Genomic DNA, 21,859 nt, shown 5'->3' on the forward strand with positions numbered 1-21,859 from the left:
AATGTCAGCAGATCAAGACGCGGCCGCACGGCGCATCATGGATCAGTTCGGCGAGGAGAGTCGCATCCCGTATCTCAATATCGAGGAAGGGGACGTCGGCATGCTCATCGCCTTCCCCATTATTGGGCTGTTTATCGCTGGCCTCACCGGGATCGAGTCGCTTGCCCTCCCGTTCGTCGCTGGCGGGCTTGGATTTGGCGTCGCCGTCATCTACGTCTCACCAACCCACCTGAATGCCTGGACGTGGACCAAAGACGTCTATCGATACCTCAAACGGCCTCAGGTCACGTTCAGTGCGCCCGCCGAAGCCGACACGAGTACCAACGAGACAGAGCGCAACCAAGGCGGACTCGCGAACTACACGCCGTTCAAGCCGGACGAGCGAACACAGGATCTCACCAACATCAAGCGAGCGTGGCCGGGCGCTGGTGCCATCCAGCGTGAAGACGGCGCGATGGAGGCGTTCATCGAGATCGATCCGGCCAACATGGACTTCGCGATGTCCAACGACTGGGCGCAGCAGCAAGACGCCGGCGAAGAGTTCGCCAACAAAGAGCTGGACTCGAAGCTCAAACTCCACGCCACAACCCGTTCCTTCCCGGTCGAGCAGATCACCGAGACCATCGAAGATCGACTCACGGACGAAGACGTCACGGAGAACCCGATCTTCCGGGAACTCCTCGAAGAGTACCGGGAAACACGGCCGAAGGAGATGCGTGACCGGGGCATTCAGCAGGTCCGGTACTACATCGGCGTTGAAGTCAGCCCGATAGAAGTGTACGACCGCTTCCGCGACGAGGGCACCCCCGCCGAGAAGCTGACCCAGTTCCCCGTCATCGGGTTCCTGTTCAACCCGTTCGTCACCCGTCGCGAGGACCTTACTGACGTCGAGCGCCGCGCGCAGATGTTCGAGAAGCTCGACAGTCGCGTCAACGACGTGCGATCCGAGTTCATCCAGCAGGCGTCGGGGTGGTCCGCACGTCGACTCAGCACGGTCGAGCTGTTCGTTCTGAATATGGACTTCTGGAACGGCCGCGAACACGACTACGACGAGGCGGAACGTGTCGTTCGCGACCAATCGATCATCGGCCACTCGCGCCGGGAGGACCCACACGATGCGTAACGTGATCCTCCAGACTGGTGGTGGCGCGCTTGGCTCCGTCGCCGGGTGGCTCCAGAACCTGACACCAGCAGAGAGTGCAGTACTAGCCCTTGCAATGGGTCTCGGCCTTGGCGTCGGCAGCAAGCACCTCTGGGATCACTTCACTGCGGATGATGAACCAGACGTGGACTTCACCGATGTCCTCGACGAGGAGACACTCGAAGAAGGCGAGGCTGAACGCCAGCTCCTCGACGACATCTCCGAGTCACACAAGACGGTGACCGCGCCCGGAGCTGTCGAGTGGGAAACGCGAGCCGCACGGGTCGGCGAACAGTGGACGACGACGCTGTACATCGCTAACTATGCCGACTATCCCAACGACGGGTATCTGAGCGACCTCTTCGAGATGACCGACGTCCAGTTCGATCTGACGACCCACATCACGCCGAAAAATCAGGAGCGAGCCCGGAACGAACTACAGGACATCGCGGACGACCTCCAGGTCGATGCTGACCTCGAACAGAGTATCCGGAGCGCCTATCTCCAAGAGCGCGCCAACGAGGCCGCAGCGACGTACAAGGCCGTCGAGAACGGCGCAAACGTCTTCGATCAGGGGATGTTCATCACCGTCCGGGCCGACGAGAAAGATGAGCTCAGAGACGCTGTCCAAACGGTCAAGAGTGCGCTCCGCGACGACCCGGCGAACCTCACGCCGAAGACGGCTATCTGTCGGCAGGACCTCGCCCTCCAGTCCGCCGCGCCCATCGGCGACAACGAATTCGGGCGGACATCAATCGCACTCGGCGGCGCCATCGGCGCGTTGCTCTCATCGCCGCACAACGCGACGATCCTCGAGGAGGGCGGCGTCGAGTTCGGGATTCACAAGGACAACCAAAGCCCGGTCGTCATCGATCCCTTCTCCCGAGACAACGGGTACGCGATGTTCACCGTCGGCGATACCGGCTCGGGGAAGTCGTTTAGTTCGAAGCAGAACTTCATCCGGTCGATCGAGCAGAGTAAGGACCGCATCGGGATCATCCTCGAGCCGCTGAACAACTGGGCCGGTGTCTCGGAAGCCCTCGACGCCGAACGGATCACGGTCGGCGGGACGCTCGGTCTGAATCCGCTGGAGATTCGGGAGACGCCGGAGCACGTCCAGCGGGCGATGGGTGAGGACGCGAGCCCGTTCAACGAGAAGCTCGACGACGCGATGAGCTTCCTCACCAACTTCTTCGCGCTCCGTGGTATCTCGCTCGGCGACCGGCGGACGACGCTCGAACTCGGGCTCAAGCGCGCCTACAAGCGCCAGGACATTACTGACGACATCTCCACGCACAGCAATCCGAGCCCGACCATCCGCGATATGATGGACGTCTTCGAGGATATGATCGACGACCCCGAGGAGTTCGTCGTGCGGTCCGACGAGGAAGCCGGGAAGATCAAGGAGGACGCAACGTGGCTGCTCGATCAGCTCCGCCCCTTCGAGGACGACGGTCGCCACGCGAATCTCGGCCAAGAATCCGACTTCGACATCCGGGACGAGAAGGTCATCTATCTCGATCTCGCCCAGCAGGAAGGGAGCGTGGACAGCAGCACGGCACTGACGATGCAGCTCCTCATCTCGCTGGTGTACGAGCGAGCGAAGGTCTCGGACAAGGAGGTCGTGTTCTACATCGACGAGGCCCGCTATATCATGCAGGACGCCGCCAGTCTGGCGTTCCTAGAGACTGTCTTCCGGCACCACCGCCACCACGACCTCTCGATCCGGCTGGTCACCCAGACGGTCGACGAGTTCTTCGAGCACGCCGAATCCGAAGCGATTCTCGATCAGTGTGCGGTCAAACAGTTCCACCGTCTCGACGGGATGGACGAAGACTGGGCCGACGAGTTCGGTCTGAACTACGCACAGATGCGGTTCGTCCAGGACGCCGTTCCTGGTAACGAGGACGCCGGCTTCTCCGAGGCCCTAGTGGGCGTCGACGGCGAGTGGCGTGGGATCCAGGTCAAAGCGATGCCCAAGGAGAAGCAGGTCATCGACTTCGAGCCAACCGAGCAACGGCGAGACTCACTTCCCGGGACTGGTGAGAATGCTGTGAACGCGGAGGTGCAGGCGTTCCAAGACGATATTGAAAGCCGAGCGACCGACAACGGACAACACACACCTGAGCGGACGCCAACAGAGACTGATGGCGGTGAAACGGGAGGTGACGACAATGCGTGAGTACCTTCGCGTGACGCCAACCTCCGAACGGCTCAATCCGGAGCGTCTGCCGCAGGCACTGGAGAGCCTCCACAAACTGACCTCAACGGACTCGACAGGGCTAGCTGACAAACTCAATCCGCTACATAGCGACACACCGCTACGCTTCGAATTCCTCGCGCTGAGCGAGGGGAAAGATGACCCCGTCGAATTCTACTACGGTGCCGACGACCATCTGGATACCCTTGAGAAGCGGCTCCGGTCGGTCTATCCCGAGACGTTCGACATCGAGCGTACTGAGGTCGACATCGCATCCCGACTCGTACAGCCTGTCGAATTCGACCGCGAGACATTCGTCGAGCACTATGAGGCGGGCGACCTCCAGTACGAATTCGACCCTGACGAGCAATACGAACGTGGCACTGACGACAACAAACAATCGAGGCCAGGGGACGCCGAATCAGTCGCGGATGGAGGGATAGTCGGCGACCAGTCTGCCGACCACATCATCGAAATCGGCGATACTGCCCTCGAACTCGCCCCACCAGATGCGATTCCCGAGGATGAGCCACTCACGACGCTTGCCAAACCAACGGTAACATCAGAGGGAACGATACTCGCCCGGCCAGCGACCGAATCTGTCTCCCCACTCGGCGTACGGTGGCAGGGGTCGGCTACTCGGAAGCAAGACTGGATGACCTCACTCTCGCCGTTCACTGCCGACGACGAAGCAGAACTCCCCGCGGTCGATCAGCCAGGGGGTGCGCTCGCGTCGCTCGTCGACCATCTGATGGAGGCGACAGCACCAGTGGCGTTCCAGGTCGTTTTCCAGCGACGCGAGAGCTGGCAGTCCGATGCCGACCTTCGCAAGGAGGACGTCATCGACGGGCGGGACACACTCGCCCAGGAGATTATTGGCACCCTCTTCGAACTCGACGGTCAGTCGGAGAACCGGGACAGAAACCAGCTTAGCGACGCGGTTGCAAAACGTGTCGCGGCAATCGAGGCGACAAATCCGAAGCGGTCGTTCACCGCGAACATCCGAGCCATCGGGATTCCATCCGGTGGTGACGGTCGCGATGATCTCGATGAGCGAATGCAGTCACTTGTCCCGGTGTTCGACCCGCTTGACGGGCCGTACTACCAGGTTGCAGCCGAGCGGTTACGTGACAGCGGCTTCCGGGCAGCCACGAAAGAACGGAACGCACGAGCGGCGCTGCAGCGGCTCTTGGATCGTGAGATCACGACCGGCCGTGGGACGACCCGACCGGAGTTCGTCCTGAGTGGCCGAGAACTCGCGCACTTCGTACTCGTCCCCTCCTCGGAACAGCTTACTGTCGAGGGGACACGTGGGACGCGTGCGGAACAGCAGAGTCGGAATCCATTGCCCCGTCCGCACCAGGACCTCATGAGTGAGTTCCGAGACGGGATGGCAATCGGGTATGCCCTCGACGACACCGGCGAGGCCGAAGACGTGCCGACACACATTCCACCCGGACTGCTGCCCACTCATTACGGCCGGTTCGGAACAACCGGCTCTGGGAAATCGAAAGCCCTCATCAACGATATGCTGTCGCTGTACGACAACACCGAGGGTCCGACGATCCTCATCATCCCGAAGAACGACGATATGGCCCAGAATTATATGCGGGCTCACGCGCGTCGGTTCGGAATGACCGACCTCGAAGAGAACGTCGTCCACTTCCCAATCCCGGACGTGCTCCCCGGGTTCTCGTTTTTCGATCTCGAACCGTCGATGGAGAGCGGACGGCGCCGCGAAGACGCCGTCCAACGGAAGGCCGACCACTACGAAGAGATTTTGAAGCTCGTGATGGGAACCGACCGCTACGAGCGGGCGACTGTGGCCCCGACTCTCATCAAGACACTCATCAAGGCACTGTTCGACGAGGAATACGGCCGTGAGAACGGGCTATACCGAGCGTCGACGGACTACTTCGCCCACCGACAGCTCGAACACGTCGTCGACCAGATCTGGGAGGCCGGGCCACCGAACGAGAACATCGGCGACGCCCCACGGTCGAGCGACGAGGAAGTCACCCGGACGATTCGACGGCAACTCCAGTTAGATTCGAACACCTTCGCGAACGTGATGGGCGGTGTCGGAAACCGTCTCGCCTACATCTCACAGGATACGCACCTGCGGCAGATCTTCAACAATACCGAGAACCAGTTCGACTTTCGGGATGTCCTCGACGAGGATACGGTCATCCTCTTCGACCTCGGCGACCTCCGCGACGACGCCGCCCGGATTATGACCGGTGTGATCCTGACCAATCTCGATGCAGCCCTCAAGGACCGCAAACAGGCGCTCTCCCAGCACTCGGACGACTACGTCGTGAACTTGCTCGTCGACGAGGCAGCATCGGTTGTGGTCTCCGACATCATGAACGATCTCCTCGAGAAAGGCCGGGGATTCCGGCTCTCTGTCGGCCTGTCGATGCAGTTCCCCGAACAGATGGAGGCCGAAGGCGGGCGGAAGATCTACCTGAACGCTCTGAACAACATCGGTAGTTCGCTCATCGGGAAAATCAACGTCGACCGGGAACTGGCACGTGCGATGGCCCACGAAGAGATGGACCCTGCGGATTTCGCCAATCGGATTCGTTCGTTGCCGCGCGGAGAGTGGATCGCCAGCTTGCCAAGCCCGACGTTCGGTGAAACGGGGCCGTATCCGTTCAGTCTCGAACCACTCCCGATTCCACCGGGCCACCCCGAGAGCGAATCCCCGCTCACTGAACGTGAAGAGGAGCAGTTCACTGAGACGCTCTCCTCGATGCACGAGCACATCAGTGATAGACACGGTGTCCCGGCTGCAACAGACGCCTCAACAACGAGAACACCGACCAACGAACACGAGGTCCTCGATATCGCGAGCGACGACCTGGACGTCGCGATTGCGAAGGTGGTTCGGAGTCTGCAGCTTCGAGAGGACTGCCGCGAGGAGAACGGCTGGGTGGCCGTTGAAGCAGTTGACGACGAACTCAGGCGGCTCTTCGACGACGTCGACGCCGAGCCGCCATCGTATGATGCACTCGCGGACATTCGAGAACGATCACGATACCTCGATACGACCGTCGATATCGACGCCGACGAGCTCCGCATCCGGCTCACTGAAGCCGGAGAGGATGTCTCGACACCCGATACTGGTAGCGTGCAGGCCGCTGGTGGGAGTGTCCACGACGCAGCACTCCTTCAGATCGAAGAAGAGCTCACCGCACTCGGTTTCACCGTCTCGATCCTCGCACAGGATGGCAGCGAGAAACCTGACGCGAGGGCGAGCCACCCCGACGTTTCCGACCGATTCGCCATCGAAGTCGAAACGACGACACCCGAGAATCCCGCGAAAGTGCTCACGAATCTCCGGAAGGCCCAAGCAGCAGGTGATATCCCGCTGTTTGTCGTTCGACCAGGAAACGACGAAACTGAGTGGGCCGAGCGTGTTGACGGCATTCTCACACCTCCCGTCCGTACCCTCCAGAATGGTGAGACACGGTTCTACACGACTGACTCGAATCTCACGTTCAACGGTGGAGCGACCGAAGAAGGTGGAGTGACGGCCGTGCGACCGGCGACCGACGACGAGAACGGGACCCAGAACATCTGGCAGCGTGATGGCGACGAGATCGTCCTTCGTGATACCAGCGGGACGGAACACATCCGCCTCCCGTCGCTTGGAACACTCTCGAAAGATCGTGTGCCAGCCATCTACAGCTACGACCACGCTGCCGACGAGTACGTCGTATACGAGCACGGTGAGCAACACATCTACGAGACGAAATCGGCGTTCGAGGGCGACTGGGTGCGTATCAAGAAGCCATTCGTCCCCGAAGCCGAACTCCCCGTACCAGACTACACACGTTCGACGTACGGCATCCTTATCCTTCACGATGAGGCGAAATCGGTCGTGTATGAAGACGGTGAGAAGCGGCCACTCTCGGCAATCACTGACGGGGCACTCCGTCCCGCATCGCCTGAATCAGCGGCCGCTGACGAACCACCCAGTCAGACCGACCAGGCCGATGAGACAGTCGAGGAAGACCAATCGCCACCGTCGTTCGAAGCATTTGTCGACGAATATCTTGTCGAAGATGCGGATGAAGCCGTGCCGAAAGATGACGTATTCGGCCTCTACAACGACTGGGCAGAGGCACACGGCATCGACGATCCGCTGAATAAGAGTTGGTTCACCCGGAAGCTCAACACCCACATCAAGGTGGATTCCACGAAGAAGCGAATCGGCGGGGAACCCGTCCCGCATTACACTGGTGTCCGTATCCGTTCTGAAGAGGACTTTCAGTCATGAAACGGACGTACACGGTCCAATTCCCGATATCATCGGGACTTCTTGAGACCTGTTCCACCCAAGCTGAATCATGACCTCATCCAATCAAATTCGTAGGTCGGAAATCACCCGACTGCGGCATGTTCCACCCAAATCTTCAATGGGTGGAACAGCTACGAAACGGCCGAAATGGGTGGAACACGCTCACGTCCATCGATTTGCAACCAGCGATAGCGAGTGTTCCACCCAACAACCAACTAGGATAGAACGGGGGGTCCCCGTTGGGACCAAGGGATTGGATCGCGACGTACAGCAGAGAGCGTTCTGTGCTGGCTCAGAGCCAGTGAGAGCCATGCGAGGTCCTACGTGAGGATGAGTGAACCTATTATCGACGAGCCGGAGGCGATTCCGGAGACGTTACGCGAACGCGACCAGTGGGTGTGCTGGCGCGAGGAGGAGCGAGACGGCAAACCGACGAAGATTCCGGTGACGCCAGGGGCAGGGGGGTTCGCGTCAGCAACAGAGTCGGAGACCTGGGCGAGTTTCGAGGCAGCACTCGACTACAGCGAGACAGAGCACGCCGATGGTATCGGGTTCGTGTTTACCGACGACGATCCCATCGTCGGCGTCGACCTGGACGACTGCCGTGATCCTGAAACCGGCGACGTCGACGACGCGGCACTAGACATCATCGAGCGCCTCGACTCCTATACGGAGGTGTCACCGTCCGGCACCGGCTATCACGTCCTCATCAGGGGCGAACTTCCCGAGGGGCGGAACCGTCGCGGGAGCATCGAACTGTACGACACGGCACGCTTTTTCACCGTCACTGGCGATCACGTCGAGCGGACACCAACGTGCGTCGCACGTCGACAGGACGCGCTCAGAGCGATTCACCGTGAGTACGTTCAGGAGACAGAGCGTGACACGGCAGCAGAGTCCGAACAGCGTGGTAGCGCTGACGACGAGTCACCGACGACCGGTGCAGCCGGCGTTGACGTCGACCTCGAAGACGAGGACCTCCTCGAGAAAGCGCGGAATGCATCGAACGGCGAGAAGTTCGAGCGGCTCTGGAACGGGAACACAGCCGGCTACGACAGCCAGTCCGAGGCCGACATGGCGCTGTGCTGTCTGCTGGCGTTCTGGACCGGCGGCGACCGGACGCAGATGGATCACCTGTTTCGCCAGTCAGGATTGCTTCGGGAGAAGTGGGACGAGGTCCACTACGCTGATGGGTCGACGTATGGGGAGAAGACCATCGAGCGAGCAATTGCGACTACTTCGGAGTTCTACGACCCGGACGCCGGCGACGATACCGCAGATGATATCTCCGCCACATCGTCTCCAGACGTCGGCGCTGCTGACTCGGAGCGGAGTCGCGCGTATCTCGCCGAGAAGAACCAGATCTTGAGCGACCGCGTCGACGAACTCGAGGCGACACTCACGGAGAAAACCGAGCGCATCGACGCTCTCGAAGCGGAGGTCAAGCGACTCACTGACGAACTCGCCACCCGTGGCCAGGAGGAGGAGTGCCAGGGCGAGCACGCCGCTACTACGAGTGAGAACAGTAGTGAGTCAGAGTCATCCTCACTGTTGGGTCGGTTATTCGGCGGTCGGTCCAAGTAGCGTTGCGACCGCAGCGGCACGTCTGTCACCCCCGCCAGGGGGCGGCGGGGTACATCACGTGCCCCCGATAGACGATGGATTCGGAACGTACGACCCAAACGCAGACGGTACAGCAAGCAGCAACCAACTCCGACGGGGAGGCTCCGTGGGCAGACCTCGAGGTGACGATCCCGACCGACCGCGATCACGCGTCGCTCGTCGCGCTCGTGGAATGTGTCCTCGTCGAGTTGACTCACGAGCACGTGGGGGCAGTTGTCGTCACTCACCAGGTCCGGGGGACAAACCGCACGCAGTACGTCGCCGTCGACGACGTCAGCGAGCAGTTCCAAAAGCGGCACTTCGACGCCCGGCTGGGCTGGCACGAGACAACCGTTCCTCGGGAGATCGTTCGCGACGAACTCGTCACCCAGCTCACCCGGTCGGCAGCCTCACAAGCGGAACGCACACGAGAAGCAGCAGCCAGCGAGCCGGACACGTTCACCGTGAAGCCGGTTCAGGAACTCCGAACTCCATAGGCCACACTCTTAACCAACACTCGGGACCAGTTCTGTCGAAGTGTTGGTTAACGACGTTGCCAGAATTCATGCCCTCAACCCCCGCCCACCGCCCTGTCCCTCCGCGACGTTGCCGTTTTCGAGTATCTCGACCCAGGGTCGGACTGACGCCCTCCGACTGGGCTGTTTATCGGCGCCGGGAGGCGTGCAGCGCGCGAGAGCGTGCGCGGCGTGATTCACCATGGCTGGTCCCGATCCTCACGACGACACGAGTGCCGACCACGAACAGCGCGAAACCGAACTCCTCGCACAGGACCGTGACGCCGCGAGCGTCGCGACCGCGGACGTCGACGACGCAACGGCCCGCAGCCTAGTCGACGACCTCATCGACGCGGACGTCGTCACACCCGTTCCCGAGGATCGCGTTCTCGTTCACGAGCCGAGTGTTACTACCTTCGACTCGACGACGCAATTGGCCGTCTTCCACCGTGGCTGGACGGCCGGCCGCGACGCCGACGCGGAGGCGGAGTAATGCAGCAGACGCTTACAGGGTGTGCGTTCTGCGACGCTCCGCCCAGCACCGAGACTGGCGAGGCCCACACCTGGGGGGAAGATGAGCGGGTCACCCACCCTATCTGCGTCGACTGCGCGATCCAGATGGATCCGGATCCCGACGAGCGCGATCGCTACGCCTGCGATGGCTGTGGGCTCGTCGTCGACGCCCTCGCGGCGCTCACGCGTTTCCGTGTGGAACTCGGCCATCTCGAGGGGCCGCTGCAGCTGTGTGCGCGATGTAGTCCTGGCGGGCCCGCGACGTACTGGACGCACGACCTCGATGAGCATCTCGTTGAGTGAGACATGTTGCCGACGCTTACACCGTTTCCATGGAGGACCTCGTTGACGAAGTCGACGTCGCGCTTGACCGCGACTAATGGGGGGGTCTCCTATCCAGGGATAGGGAAAGTATCCAATAAGCCGCACCGCTTGGCATTACACCACAGATTCCGGTATCCCTCGCCGTCAGATCGTCGTCGAAAGACGCTCGATGCGATCAGCGGTTCCCTTGACTGCGTCTTTCTCCTCGAGACGACTCACGATATCCTGTAGTTCAACCGTGGTGTAATCGAGTTCCTGCTGGAGGGCAGGCATAGATTTCGGTTCGTCGAGGGCGTGAAGCACTTCGAGTTCCTCGTATACGCGCTCTGTAATCTCCGCGACCGGCTCATGCAGGGGTGTCCTCACGTTGTGTTGCTCGGTGAGATCGGCCAACGCCTCGTTCACGTATGTCACGAATAGCTCTTGGTCCAAGAGGTCGATCTGCGCGGCGAGTTCTGCTTCGACGACGTCGAAATCGAGGTCAGTCTGCAGCAGCGAAAACATATCTTCGATATCGTCCACCCGTCCGGCGACCGCCTTGAATAGGAAGATGTCCTCTGGGCTCACGAGTTCGACCACCAAGTTGCTGGGGTTGAGGTACCGCTCGCTGCGCTTCCGAATCCCGTCAGAAAGAACCAGTTTATCGATTACCTGCTGGTGAAAGATGTCGATTCGACACCCATCATCGTTCTCGAGGATTCGCTGAGCACCGAGCGCTTCGTATTCTTCGTCCGGTTCCCGAACGATATTGTAACCAAGTTCGAGCAGTACTGCTTGGAGCTGCCCGAGGTCATCACCGGATGCGACGATGAGATCGATATCCTTGGTAGTGGTCTTGAGATCCTGGAACGCCATTGCCCCACCGCCGATCAAGAAGACAGTGAGCGGGTCGTCTAGCTGCTCGCCGATGCGCTCGAGTTCCGACCGAATGTACGAACTGTCGAATCGCGCCCTCATGCTGACACCCCGTAGTCCGCAGCCAATTCTTGGAACTCCTCCCACTCGGGAAGTCGAGATGCCCGCTCCTCGCCACTCGTGTCGAGATACGTGAGCAAGTCCTCGACGAGATCGTCGACGCCGTACTTTGTGGCCTGGTCACGCAGTTCGTCACGGTCGACGTCAACGTGGCTGAGCAGGAGCAGACAGTATGACTGGGTACGTGCGCCCGAATCGATCACGAGCATATGACAGCACAGCATCGCCGGCGAGAGATCATTCATCGTCTCTGAATGGAAATAGTACCGACGGTCGCGGGCCAGAAGGGGCAGGTCGTAGGTCTGGAAACGCTCTGGCCCCGTCGAAAGGAAGTCCTCGGCGGTAATCTCATCTGCGGTCTGGACGAGGAACTCGTCGAGTGACTCCCAGAGAATCGTGTAGGTGTCGGTGTGTTGTTCGACGGTCTGGCGATGGTCGTGGTGAACGAGTTCCCGAGCAAGCGTACTCAGTTGTTCGAATCCCTCGTTCAGCACATATGCATCCTCGTCAGTTTCGTAGATGATCCCTCGATGCTGAAGTGGATCGAGGGCGCGATGGACGGTACTCCTGTGAATGTTGGCCCGGCGTGCGAGCTCCATTGCGACCCGCGGTGTTTCAAGATAGTAGAGAACGCGGAACGTCGCGCCCGACAACAGTTCAGGCCATTCGATGTGCGAATACTCTTGGGTGATGTCTGCGAGGAGTTCGAGTGCTTTTGCGTCCGATGGCCGGATCTGCTTTGTTTTCCCTTGTCGACGCGTCTCGACGAGTCCGGTCGCTTCGAGACGATCGACAAGTTCAGACGTGTAGCTGAGACTGCGGTCCAGCTGGGTCGCAAATTCGGAGACTGTCTGTTCACCGTGAAGGACGGTGAGCGCGCGAACCTCGCCTTCGGTAAGCATCTGTTGCGTAGATACGAACCGATATTTAAATAACTTCGCTATCTCGCAACGAGTATGACTGACTCAGCTGAAGTTGCTGGGTGAGCAACACGATGAAGGCCCTCGGCCGTTCACGGGCGGCGCGCCGCCCGTTAGCTCGGGAGAGCAGGCTCTCCCGGTGACCGAGGCAGCCTCGCCCTTTCTGAGTCCACCAGGACGGTAGATGCCTCACCGAGCGACGTAGCCGGCTGAACAGGTGTGTTCGTTATGGCCCGCCCCGCTCGCCGCGTTCCGCCCTCCGCGTCGCTCGCGACCGACCATTCCGGGCGTGCGGGCGCTCTCCGCACCGCCCGCGCCCGTTCCGGGCTAAAATGCATGTGCCCTCGGCGCCAGCGGGTATCCCCGTCGGTTGCGCCCCTTGCGGGCTTTCGCGTTCCAGCGCTTGGTGCCGCCTGCGCTGTCGCGCGCCACACCGCGGCGCGCGTTCTCGGCGACAGTCGCCCTGGACACGGACCCGCACATCGGGCCGGACACGAGCGGGCATATCCCGCTGGCCGCTCGCTCCGGGCGGGTCGGCGCGCGGTGCTGGATGGTCGTCCGCCTCGGGCGCGCTCTCGCTCGCGCCCACAGGGCGCTCGCGAAGGCGCGAGCGAGAGCGCGCAGACGAGTCTGTCGGTCGTTGTCGTCGAGGAAATCCGCGATGTTGAGGCATCGCGGTGTCGGGCGCGTGAGCGCCTTCAGGAGCTGAACTCCAATGTCGAGTAAGAACGTCTTCGGTAATGAGGTTTCGGTCGATGAACAGGCTTTCGAGAAACACGATGACGTCGAGGTCGACGAGGATGGGTTCGAGGTCGTCGACGAGACGCCGGAGTTCCGGGCGACGGTCGACATGGAAGTGCAGGCGAAAGTCGATTCCAACCACCCAGATGCGCGGGTCGAGGAAGGCCCGGATCACCTGCTCGGGAAGACTCTCGAACAGGAGGAGCGCATCGAGGCCCGGGAAGCCGAGCTGGAGCACATCAGTACCCAGGCGGAACTCAGTCAACAGGAGGGACGCGCGAAGCGGACGCGAGAGGTCGTCGTCGAGCAGTGTGGTCGAGACGAGCCCGAACCGGTGGAGCGCACGGATCCCCGAGAGAAGTTGACGCAGGAGAAACTCGCGGCGGTGAACAAGCAGGCGATGCGGATCAGCGACGAAGTGCAGGACGGCTGGTCGAGAGCGGTCGTCGCGAAGCAGTTGGCCGAGAAGGTGCAGCGCGGAGAGGACGTGACCAAGGCGGTGCTGGAGACGTTGGAGGAGCAGAAGGCGGTACCCGGTGCAATCGTGCCCATCGCGGATGTGCCGGACGTGCCCGTCGGGGAAGTGACGGTCCAGGGTGAAATCACCGAGCTCTGGACTCCCTCAAGTTCAAATATACAACAAGTCGGGCTGATCGAAGACGAGAGCGGGCGCACGAAATTCACGGTCTGGGAGAAAAGCGGGAAAACGATAGTTCGAGAAGGGCAGACGGTCAGGTTCAGAGCGGTCAAAAAGAACTGGTACCAAGGTCGGTGCAGTCTCGCGATCACGGGCTGGAGTCGGATCGAATTCCCAGAGCGCGGCCGCTGGTGGGAAGAATAGCCAGTTAGCGCAGCCTTCTTTTTTTGCTGTGTGCCGAACCGGCCCAGACCCCGCCACCCCACCCTCCGCTCCCGGCCTCCCGCTGGTCGGCCGGCAGCCACGACCGGACTCCTACCCTTGAGAGGAGCGCGGTGAGACGGCTGTCCGGGGTTGAGGTGTTTGTGTGTACCCAGAGGGGAAGTGGAGGCAGACAACGTGCCCTGAGCAACGATGTCCAAGGAACATATTCTCACAGCCCGCGAATGGCTTCGCATTCACCTCCGCGAAGCTCGCCGGACGACCGGACTCACCGATCGTCAAAGCACAGTTAGCCGCCGCACTGGACGCCTAGGAAGACCTACCGCCAACGAATCTGCAGGAAGGAGCCTCGGTCATAGACGATGCGGGACATCTAACACCACCAGACGCTGAATGGGTTCGACGGGTCGGGACACAGGAGGTGTACCACGTCCCCGAACGCGCCCATAACGGTCCCGAACGTTCCGGTGAGGACCAAGAGAGCAAGCAAGATCAAGAACGGCCACAGTTCGTCGGCCATCTCAGTCTCGGAGGTGAGAGTCCTCGACCCGGACTAACTGGAGGGACGGAAACGGGGCGAATGGAATTTCCTCCTCAACGAGCTCTTCGAGCGGGATCGCGGCCTCTCGCTCGTCCCATCTCGGCATGTACTCTTCGAGCACGTCAAGTGGGGTAACTACAATGACCTCGTCGTCATCCGGGTACTTCGGAGTCTTGTCGGCCAGCGTGTCTCCGTCCTCGAACTCCCACTCGTCGAGTTCGAGTCCAGGAATGTTCACGACGACCAAGGCGATCGGTTCGTCGGCCTCGGTATCGTGGACGATATCGCCGTAGATGAAATCCGGGTCTTCCTCCTCGTCGTCCAGTTCGAGTTCCAGGGCCATATCGAGTGACCGTTGGAGTGGTTCCTCTCGTCCCGGAGGCTGCCATTGTTCTTCGTCGGTACGTCTGTCAGGTGGTCCGCCGCCTTTGCGTGGCATTAGTTGTTCACCATGAATCCGTCAAGTGCAGTTTGCGAGCTGTGCAGGGCCTCAATCCTCCAGTTGATGGTCTCGGTCAACCGCTCGGCGTCGTGTTCCCCGTTCGGTTGCCTGCTCTCATCCAAGATCGACGTCTTCCCGGAGAAGGCAACAACCTCGTCTGGGGCGTGGAGGAGATGTTCGTGGGAGACCCGACCGTTGAGGTAAATCCGATCTGGGCCGAGTGCTTCGACCAGGGCCTCCAGGTCATCCCAGAGGTTGAACTTCGAGTTGTACTCGGTCCCGTCGAAGGCACACGACTTCGTGCCGAAGACCTCGAACAGCTCCCGGCAGTGCTCGTAGTGCCACGGTTCCCACCCCACGATGATGGGATAGAGTTCGACGTCGAGTTCGGCATCCTCAACCATACGGTAGAGCGCCTTCTGCCCCTCGACCGATCGCTCAATCTCGCTCAGGAGCTCGCGACGGTCCATATCGTCGCTGTCCATGACCCAGCGGTCGCCTGGGAAGTAGACATCGACGATCCCGTCCAGTTCCTGTAGCCGCTCGAACTCGTCCTCAGGAGTCCGACCGACCAGGAACTCGTTCTGCTCCATCGAGTTGATGATGAGCATCTGGTCGGGATGCATGAACGCCTCTCGTGGTTGGTTTACGAACCAAGTCGACCGGCGGAACGGTGCTTGGAGGGCCGGGAACTCCTCGACGTTGTAGCCGAAAAGGCGTCTATCGGTGGAAGCCCCAGGTTTGGTCTTCGGTACGAACTCGTGCGGGAATCGGTCGCCGGGCATTCGGATCTCTCAGGCGCGGTTGTGTCTCGGTGGCGCCTGTCGTGACACTACTCACCGCACAGGGATAAGTCTTGTTCGCTTTTATTCGCACGGTATCTATTTCTTAGGCTTTCCAAAACACATACATCCCGAGATAACCATAATTCGTCCCACATACGAAGCGTATAACGAAGGTCTTTAGCCTAAACCGCAGACAGAGGGAACTATGACCGAACGAGTCCATATTATCCCAGTTGGATTCGACTTCGAGCGTCTCATCTACCCAATTTCGCAGGGACAGATGGAGGCCGACCGAGTCGTACTCATCACGCACGAAGGCGATCCAGACGATGAGGCAACGAGTAAGGCCGCGCAACTTGCATCGAATATGACTCGCCGATTGGAAGATTCGTTCAAACTGATTGACGTCGAGGTCCAGCGCGAATCCATCGAAATCGAGGGCATGTTTGACTATGAGACCCTCTATCCGATGGCCTACGACTACATCCTCGACGAACTGAAGGCTGATAACGAGGTTTTCGTCAACATCTCTTCGATGCCTCGCACGGTCGCCTTCGCGTTCGCTACTGCGGCCGACTCGATAATCGCCGAGTTCCAGGAAGATATGGATGAGATTCGAGACCGGCTCCACACCTACTACGTCTCGCCGGAGGAATATCTCGTGCACCGGATGATGGAGGTTCTGGAGAACGCCGCGGACACGCTCGATGATCTGAAGGAATACGAGGACCTGACCGTGCACAGCCAGTACGAGGAGATCGTGCAGCTTCTCGACCGAATCAACGAGAGCGGTGTGACGGAGGGTGCCCGAGACCTCGACGGGCAGATGTACGTCGAGTTCCCGTCGTCGCCTGGCAGTGACGTTGAGGATTTCGAGAAAACCATTCTGAACTTCCTCTTTGGGAAGGATCCAATTGCGTCGACATCTGCGCTCGCCGAACAGCTGGCCGAAGAAGAGGGGGAGGAGTACGACGAGTCGTTCCGCAGCCGCGTCCAATACAACGTCTCGAAACTCGACGAAAAGGGGTATGTAGACCGCGAGAAGGTCGGAAATAGTCTCGAAACGCAGCTCTCGACGATGGGGCGGATGTGGGTGGAAACTCACCGGGGATGAACTGGATCCTCGCATAATGGACACTCCGCGTAGACCGCTCGGTGGTCGTCCTTCTCGTACTCGATGAGGAGCATACCTGCGGGTATCTCGGTGTCGCAAGCCGGACAGGTTCCGAGGATCGATTGTTCCGACGACATGGGGGGGTGGAGCGCTGGAGCGTGTGACACTGTATTCCAGGCTCCAAGTGTAGTAATGGAGTATACGTTCAAAAATTCGATCCAAGCGAAGTGAAAGTGGAACCCGGACCAAGACCTTTGCTGGAACAGTCTGATTATTCGGTAGTGTTCGACGACCTCCATCAGACCATCAACAAGATCCGAGGTGACTTCTCCGGGAACAAGGACACCTCTATCGCCGTGGGTCGAGAGGCCGTTCTGGAGAACCTCGAATGGATATACGGTGGCGTGTGCCTGCTACTCCTCTTTGGCGTCCTGAAATTCAAAGACGCCGCTCTGCTCGCCGTCTACGGTGGGATACCGTTCGTTCTCGATTCAGGCCTCTTCCTGCAATCCGTCCCGTTGCTCAGTCGCGTGCTGCCGCGTGTGACGATGTTGATAGAGCTCGGGATGGAGTTCGGGGCCGTAACCGTCGGGATCTCCCTTGGCGCCGTCTACGGCGTCTACAGACTCATTGGCGCGGTGAAGATGGGCGTGCCATACTACGCAGCACTGAAGCGGGACGATTAGTCCTGCCCTATCATGTCCTATGAGAAAGGACTCGATCTGGCGTACAGGAGGTCTAGTGACATTTCGTCGTAGCCCCAGTCGAGGACCTTGTTCCACTTCTTGCCGTTCTTACGGCAGGCATCGAAGTTCCCCCGACTCCCTGTGTAGGCACTTCAGTCCAGCATAGAGTCTATTGTCCCCTCAATGGGTGAGGGGCTCGCCGTACTGGCAAGTTCCCTGAACACGGTGAGAACCATGGCAATCAGAGACATCTACGAAACTGACTTCGATGAGGACGTCCAGACGGAGTCGAGCGCTAACCTGTGTCCCGAGTGCGACGGGCGGGTCACTACCAACGCAGTCGAAACCATCTGCGAGGAGTGTGGGCTCGTCATCGACGAGCAGCGGATCGACCACGGGCCAGAGTGGCGAGGGTTCGACGAAGACGAACGGGAGCGCACGGGCGCTCCGTTGACGGCGGCACGACACGATCGAGGGTTGTCGACGGAGATCGGCCGCGGGACCGATGCGAACGGGAACGAACTCTCAGGACAGAAGCGACGGCGGCTCGCTCGGATGCGGCGTGAACAGACCCGTGGGCGGTTTCAGTCGAAAGCTGAACGCAACCTCGCACACGGGCTTAGTGAAGTCCGCCGGATCAGTAGTGCGCTCGAACTATCCGAGACGATCCGTGACCAGGCCTGCCAGCTATTCCGCAGCGCTCAGAACGAGGACCTCCAGCAGGGCCGGTCGATCGAGGCGATGGCCGCCGCGAGTGTCTACGGCGCGTGTCGGTGTAACGGGCGGCCGCGAACGCTCGACGACATCACCGAGTCGGCGCGCGTCGAGCAATCGCGGGTGACGAACGCATATACGACGCTGAATACGGAACTTGGCCTGCCGGCCCAGCCGGTGACGCCCAGTGCGTTCGTTCCGCGGTTGGCGTCTGAGCTCGACGTCTCCGATCAAATCCGGCAGCGGGCTCGGCAGCTGGCAGAAGCATCCGAATCGACCGGGGCAACCACGGGGGTTCGGCCGTCCGGGTTCGCCGCAGCCTGTCTGTACAAAGCCGGACGCGAAGACGGACGATGGCTCACCCAGTCGGACATCGCTGAAGTAGCGAACGTCTCAGTGGTCACCGTGCGGACCCACCGTGACACACTGGACGAACTGGCTGTCTAACGCCCACACTGCTGATTTTCGGTTGTATTTTGTTGTCTGATTGATGTGAGAGCCATTGTTTAAATCCGAAGACGAAGCATGATACGGCCAGATCACTCTATGACCGACCAGTACGCCGACTACGAAGCCCTCCGACCGCTCGGCGAAGCGACCCACGTTCCCGACGATCAACTCGCCAGTAGTAGTGGCGAGCCCCGGCGGCAGCGCTCTGGTGGCGTCGACGCGGGCTATCCAGACGACCCGACAGCAGATGAGACCGAGTGCGCTTCCTGTGGAGCGTCGATCCCCGCTGGCCAGTCGAAGTGCCGGTTCTGTCTCACGAACCATCTCGAAGGAGCCGACGACCAGGACACATCGAACGCCGAACGGACTCTCCTCCACGTCATCCAGCTGCTCGTTGAGGCGTCGACGTTCTACGGCGCCGTCGGGAAGGGATCTGCTGCGGCCACCCTCCTCGCGAAGGGAGATGATGACCCAGTAGTCGATGACTGCAAGCTAATCTACGATCTCGACGAGGAACCGGCCCCACAGCTTGTCGATCAGTGGCCCTCGCTCCCCTCGGCGACACGGGTCACGTCTGAATGTGGTAATCAGCTGCTCGCGGCTGCTCATGAGCGGACGGCGTGGAGAGAGACGACGCAGTCCCGTCACGACGGCGAGCACGCGACGTTTCTCTACGACGAAACCGGGAGCGAGGTTCGCACCGAAGCTCGTCTTGCAAGCCTACGTGAGGACGCAGACGACGACCTCTGGCTGGTGCCGGCGATTGCGCTCCAGGACTCCGTTGGCAAGACCGATACCGAACAGCCACGACACGAGCGCCCAAACAGAACTTACCTCGAGTGTCGGGAGTGTGATCGGGAAACTAAGCATCGATTCCACGAATTCGAGGCTATCCCCGACGACGAGTGGACCGGGCAGCCCATGTGGGAGTGTCAGTGGTGCGGATCACTCCGCTATGGACCCGAACCCGAAGCCGGTCAGTAGAGACGGGGTCAGTTTAACCAACGAATCCTGATATCGATTCGTTCTGTTGGTTAACTGGAGGCCAGTTCGAGATCACTTCCGGACTGCCCTGCTGACGGCCCGCCGGTGTTTTTTCGCGCCGTAAATTGGCAGAGGCGCACACATGGACCCACGAGACACCCCCGGCTATCGACTCCACCGCGCGCTCAGCAGCCTCACCAGTATCGACATCGACCAATTGGAGCCCGCTGATCAGGAGCGAATTAGCACCGCGACGACGCTCCTCGAGCAGGTGGATGTTCTCACCCAACCGAATACGATGAGGGACGGTGACGTACACGGAGAATCCTGACAGCTCGACGCGTCGGCAGCGAAGCGTCCTGTGGCCGTCACAGCGTGAGCGGTTGTTCGCCCCCTGAAGGGGTGCCGGGGCGCGAGACCGCTCCCGAGAACAACCCATGGCAACACTCCAAGCCGCAACGACATCGACCGGCGCGCTCGTAACAGACCCACAGGCCGTCCGCCAGCTCTGTGAGAACCACTGCTTCGGGACGCTCAACTGGGAAGTGGACGACGACGGCGAACTCGTCATCTGGGGCTACGACAGCTTCGACGTGTACGAGGCCCGTGAGAACGGTCTTCCTGACTACGACGGTGGCACCGTCACCCACGAGTTCCTCCGGTCGCTCGCAGAATATCTCGAACCGGACGAAGAATTCGACATCCAGACAGCCGGATTTACCAAATGCCGATTTCCCGTGCTGGCGAAACGGTACGTCGTCCGCGACGATGAGGTGCTGTACGCGGACCTCAGTTCCCCCGACCCGATCGACGAGTAGCGTTGTTCGTCCCCCGGGAGGGGTGCGGGGCGATCCAGTCGTGGGTCGTCCTGCGAGGTGATTGTTCAATGGGCCACCGCGCACTCGTTGCGTACGAACGAACTGACGGACAGTACACGCTCCACTACTCTCATTGGGGTGCAGCGAATCTCAAGCTCAAACACCGAATCTCGGCTGAAACCCCGTTCGGTGGCGAGGACACCGACTCCAAGTGGGCGAAACAGCTGCTGGCGGAACTGGCCGATGGCCTCGAGGCAGATGCCGTCGACGGGTCCCTCGCCGGCAAAGACCGCCCGTCGACGGTCGTCGAGCCGAAGCCCCGCGCCACCGGGCTCACGCTCGAGGAGATTATCGCTGACCATCTCGACTACCTCCATCACGAGGCGTTCTACGTGGTGTCACCCACCTTCGAGGTGACCGCCTATCGGACGCTGTGGTTCGGCCTGCAGTACGACTCGGAGACAATCGACCACGGCGAGACGGTCGGTAACGGCGCGCTCGCGACCGTTCGGTGGCACGACGGCGAGCCGGTCGGCGACGGCCATCTGAAGGGGCAGTTCCGGGCACTGAAAGACGTCGTTGGCGATATGGTCAACAAGGGTGTGTTCACCCAGTCGACGGCTCGCCAGTACCTCACACAGAAGCTCGGCGAGTGGGTCGGGAAACGCCAGGAACTGCGTATCCCGGGCGGTGAAGCACCGTCTCCGGACGCGACACTCAGCCGTTCGTAGGCCGATTTGCGTCGAAGCAGATGGTGGTTTTTCTGGGGCTGAAAGGACTGAGCCCCACCGTAGGCTCGTGATTGGATGCCCGAGAAACCAGACGACGACCCATTCCACGATTGCGAGTTAGATCCCGACGCAGTCCTCGGGACACGCACCTTCCACGATGTCCTGTTCACCGACGATACCGAGACGCCGGTAAACGTGCTGACCGGCGAGACGCCCGCACATTCGCAGGCGACCGTCGAGGAAGCGAAGGCGTTCGCTGCGAGTATCGACACGGACACACCACAAATCGCGCTCCCGGCCTCTGTCGAGACGCAGTCGAGACCCAGAGCAAGCCCTACACCTCAGCTGCGTTCTTCCACTTCAAGGCGACGGGGTCACTCGAACGACACCGTGCCTACCACGCCGCGTACGACTCGGATGCGTTCACCGTCGACTTCGAGGCCGACTACGAATCGGGCGACCTGACCATCACTGTCGAACGAGTGGAGGAGGACTGAG

At 60.6% G+C, this 21,859-nt stretch carries 20 protein-coding genes and 1 pseudogene; 16 read left to right on the forward strand and 5 right to left on the reverse strand.

Features of this window, described 5'->3' with window-relative positions:
• Position 1 precedes the first annotated feature (1 nt).
• The 7 genes from P0Y33_RS17325 (at position 2) to P0Y33_RS17355 (ending at position 10,580) form a co-directional block, all read left to right on the forward strand.
• Positions 2-1,123: a hypothetical protein gene (locus tag P0Y33_RS17325; protein ID WP_279530297.1), complete on the forward strand. Its 1,122-nt coding sequence runs from the start codon at positions 2-4 to the stop codon at positions 1,121-1,123.
• Complete coding sequence (locus P0Y33_RS17330) at positions 1,116-3,323, forward strand: VirB4 family type IV secretion system protein (RefSeq protein WP_279530298.1); 2,208 nt, start codon at positions 1,116-1,118, stop codon at positions 3,321-3,323. The genes P0Y33_RS17325 and P0Y33_RS17330 overlap by 8 nt, the downstream gene beginning before the upstream one ends.
• The gene (locus tag P0Y33_RS17335; protein WP_279530299.1) at positions 3,316-7,626 is read left to right on the forward strand and encodes a primase-like DNA-binding domain-containing protein; all 4,311 of its coding nucleotides are present in this window, start codon (positions 3,316-3,318) and stop codon (positions 7,624-7,626) included. Before P0Y33_RS17330 ends, P0Y33_RS17335 begins: the two co-directional genes overlap by 8 nt.
• A 351-nt stretch (positions 7,627-7,977) precedes the next feature.
• The gene (locus P0Y33_RS17340; RefSeq protein ID WP_279530300.1) at positions 7,978-9,231 is read left to right on the forward strand and encodes a phage NrS-1 polymerase family protein; all 1,254 of its coding nucleotides are present in this window, start codon (positions 7,978-7,980) and stop codon (positions 9,229-9,231) included.
• Positions 9,232-9,305: 74 nt separating this feature from the next.
• A complete protein-coding gene (locus P0Y33_RS17345; protein ID WP_279530301.1) occupies positions 9,306-9,746 on the forward strand; it encodes a hypothetical protein in 441 nt (146 codons plus the stop codon).
• 220 nt (positions 9,747-9,966) lie between these two features.
• Positions 9,967-10,257, forward strand: a complete 291-nt coding sequence (locus P0Y33_RS17350; RefSeq protein ID WP_279530302.1) for a hypothetical protein — start codon at positions 9,967-9,969, stop codon at positions 10,255-10,257.
• Positions 10,257-10,580: a DUF7558 family protein gene (locus P0Y33_RS17355; protein WP_247010704.1), complete on the forward strand. Its 324-nt coding sequence runs from the start codon at positions 10,257-10,259 to the stop codon at positions 10,578-10,580. Before P0Y33_RS17350 ends, P0Y33_RS17355 begins: the two co-directional genes overlap by 1 nt.
• Before the next feature lie 165 nt (positions 10,581-10,745).
• Here P0Y33_RS17355 and P0Y33_RS17360 read toward each other — a convergent pair whose 3' ends face one another.
• Both P0Y33_RS17360 and P0Y33_RS17365 read right to left on the reverse strand, forming a co-directional pair.
• Entirely contained in the window at positions 10,746-11,558 is an 813-nt protein-coding gene (locus P0Y33_RS17360; protein ID WP_279530303.1) for a DUF6036 family nucleotidyltransferase, read from the reverse strand.
• Positions 11,555-12,478: a helix-turn-helix domain-containing protein gene (locus tag P0Y33_RS17365; protein WP_279530304.1), complete on the reverse strand. Its 924-nt coding sequence runs from the start codon at positions 12,476-12,478 to the stop codon at positions 11,555-11,557. Before P0Y33_RS17365 ends, P0Y33_RS17360 begins: the two co-directional genes overlap by 4 nt.
• A gap of 733 nt (positions 12,479-13,211) precedes the next feature.
• Between P0Y33_RS17365 and P0Y33_RS17370 the strand changes: the two genes are divergently transcribed.
• Positions 13,212-14,078, forward strand: coding sequence for a DNA-binding protein (locus P0Y33_RS17370; RefSeq protein ID WP_279530305.1), 867 nt, complete (start codon positions 13,212-13,214; stop codon positions 14,076-14,078).
• Positions 14,079-14,617: 539 nt separating this feature from the next.
• Here the strand turns inward: P0Y33_RS17370 and P0Y33_RS17375 are convergent.
• Both P0Y33_RS17375 and P0Y33_RS17380 read right to left on the reverse strand, forming a co-directional pair.
• Entirely contained in the window at positions 14,618-14,980 is a 363-nt protein-coding gene (locus P0Y33_RS17375) for a hypothetical protein (protein WP_165896114.1), read from the reverse strand.
• A gap of 95 nt (positions 14,981-15,075) precedes the next feature.
• Complete coding sequence (locus tag P0Y33_RS17380; protein WP_165896113.1) at positions 15,076-15,864, reverse strand: hypothetical protein; 789 nt, start codon at positions 15,862-15,864, stop codon at positions 15,076-15,078.
• Positions 15,865-16,069: 205 nt separating this feature from the next.
• Between P0Y33_RS17380 and P0Y33_RS17385 the strand changes: the two genes are divergently transcribed.
• Positions 16,070-16,978, forward strand: a complete 909-nt coding sequence (locus P0Y33_RS17385; protein WP_165896112.1) for an HFX_2341 family transcriptional regulator domain-containing protein — start codon at positions 16,070-16,072, stop codon at positions 16,976-16,978.
• Here the strand turns inward: P0Y33_RS17385 and P0Y33_RS19270 are convergent.
• On the reverse strand, positions 16,966-17,277 hold the full coding sequence (locus tag P0Y33_RS19270) for a DUF7837 family putative zinc-binding protein (RefSeq protein ID WP_456071254.1): 312 nt from the start codon (positions 17,275-17,277) through the stop codon (positions 16,966-16,968). The genes P0Y33_RS17385 and P0Y33_RS19270 overlap by 13 nt on opposite strands.
• Here P0Y33_RS19270 and P0Y33_RS17390 point away from each other — a divergent pair.
• The 7 genes and pseudogenes from P0Y33_RS17390 to P0Y33_RS17420 all read left to right on the forward strand — a co-directional run bounded on the left by P0Y33_RS17390 (position 17,260) and on the right by P0Y33_RS17420 (position 21,858).
• Positions 17,260-17,664, forward strand: a complete 405-nt coding sequence (locus P0Y33_RS17390; RefSeq protein ID WP_165896111.1) for a hypothetical protein — start codon at positions 17,260-17,262, stop codon at positions 17,662-17,664. The two genes, P0Y33_RS19270 and P0Y33_RS17390, sit on opposite strands and share 18 nt — an antisense overlap.
• A gap of 234 nt (positions 17,665-17,898) precedes the next feature.
• Positions 17,899-18,825, forward strand: a complete 927-nt coding sequence (locus P0Y33_RS17395; RefSeq protein WP_279530306.1) for a transcription initiation factor IIB — start codon at positions 17,899-17,901, stop codon at positions 18,823-18,825.
• A gap of 99 nt (positions 18,826-18,924) precedes the next feature.
• A complete protein-coding gene (locus P0Y33_RS17400; protein ID WP_279530307.1) occupies positions 18,925-19,812 on the forward strand; it encodes a biosurfactant protein 1 in 888 nt (295 codons plus the stop codon).
• A gap of 142 nt (positions 19,813-19,954) precedes the next feature.
• Positions 19,955-20,143 (forward strand): hypothetical protein, encoded by a 189-nt coding sequence (locus tag P0Y33_RS17405; protein WP_165896108.1) that lies wholly within the window; start codon positions 19,955-19,957, stop codon positions 20,141-20,143.
• Between the two features lie 106 nt (positions 20,144-20,249).
• Positions 20,250-20,630 carry a hypothetical protein gene (locus P0Y33_RS17410; protein ID WP_279530308.1) on the forward strand — a complete coding sequence of 127 codons (381 nt, stop codon included), beginning with the start codon at positions 20,250-20,252 and terminating at the stop codon, positions 20,628-20,630.
• 68 nt (positions 20,631-20,698) lie between these two features.
• Positions 20,699-21,361 carry a DUF6735 family protein gene (locus P0Y33_RS17415; protein ID WP_165896106.1) on the forward strand — a complete coding sequence of 221 codons (663 nt, stop codon included), beginning with the start codon at positions 20,699-20,701 and terminating at the stop codon, positions 21,359-21,361.
• A gap of 75 nt (positions 21,362-21,436) precedes the next feature.
• A pseudogene (locus P0Y33_RS17420) lies at positions 21,437-21,858 on the forward strand (hypothetical protein).
• Position 21,859: the final 1 nt, after the last annotated feature.

Source organism: Halospeciosus flavus, assembly GCF_029814175.1.
Taxonomy (GTDB): domain Archaea; phylum Halobacteriota; class Halobacteria; order Halobacteriales; family Halobacteriaceae; genus Halospeciosus; species Halospeciosus flavus.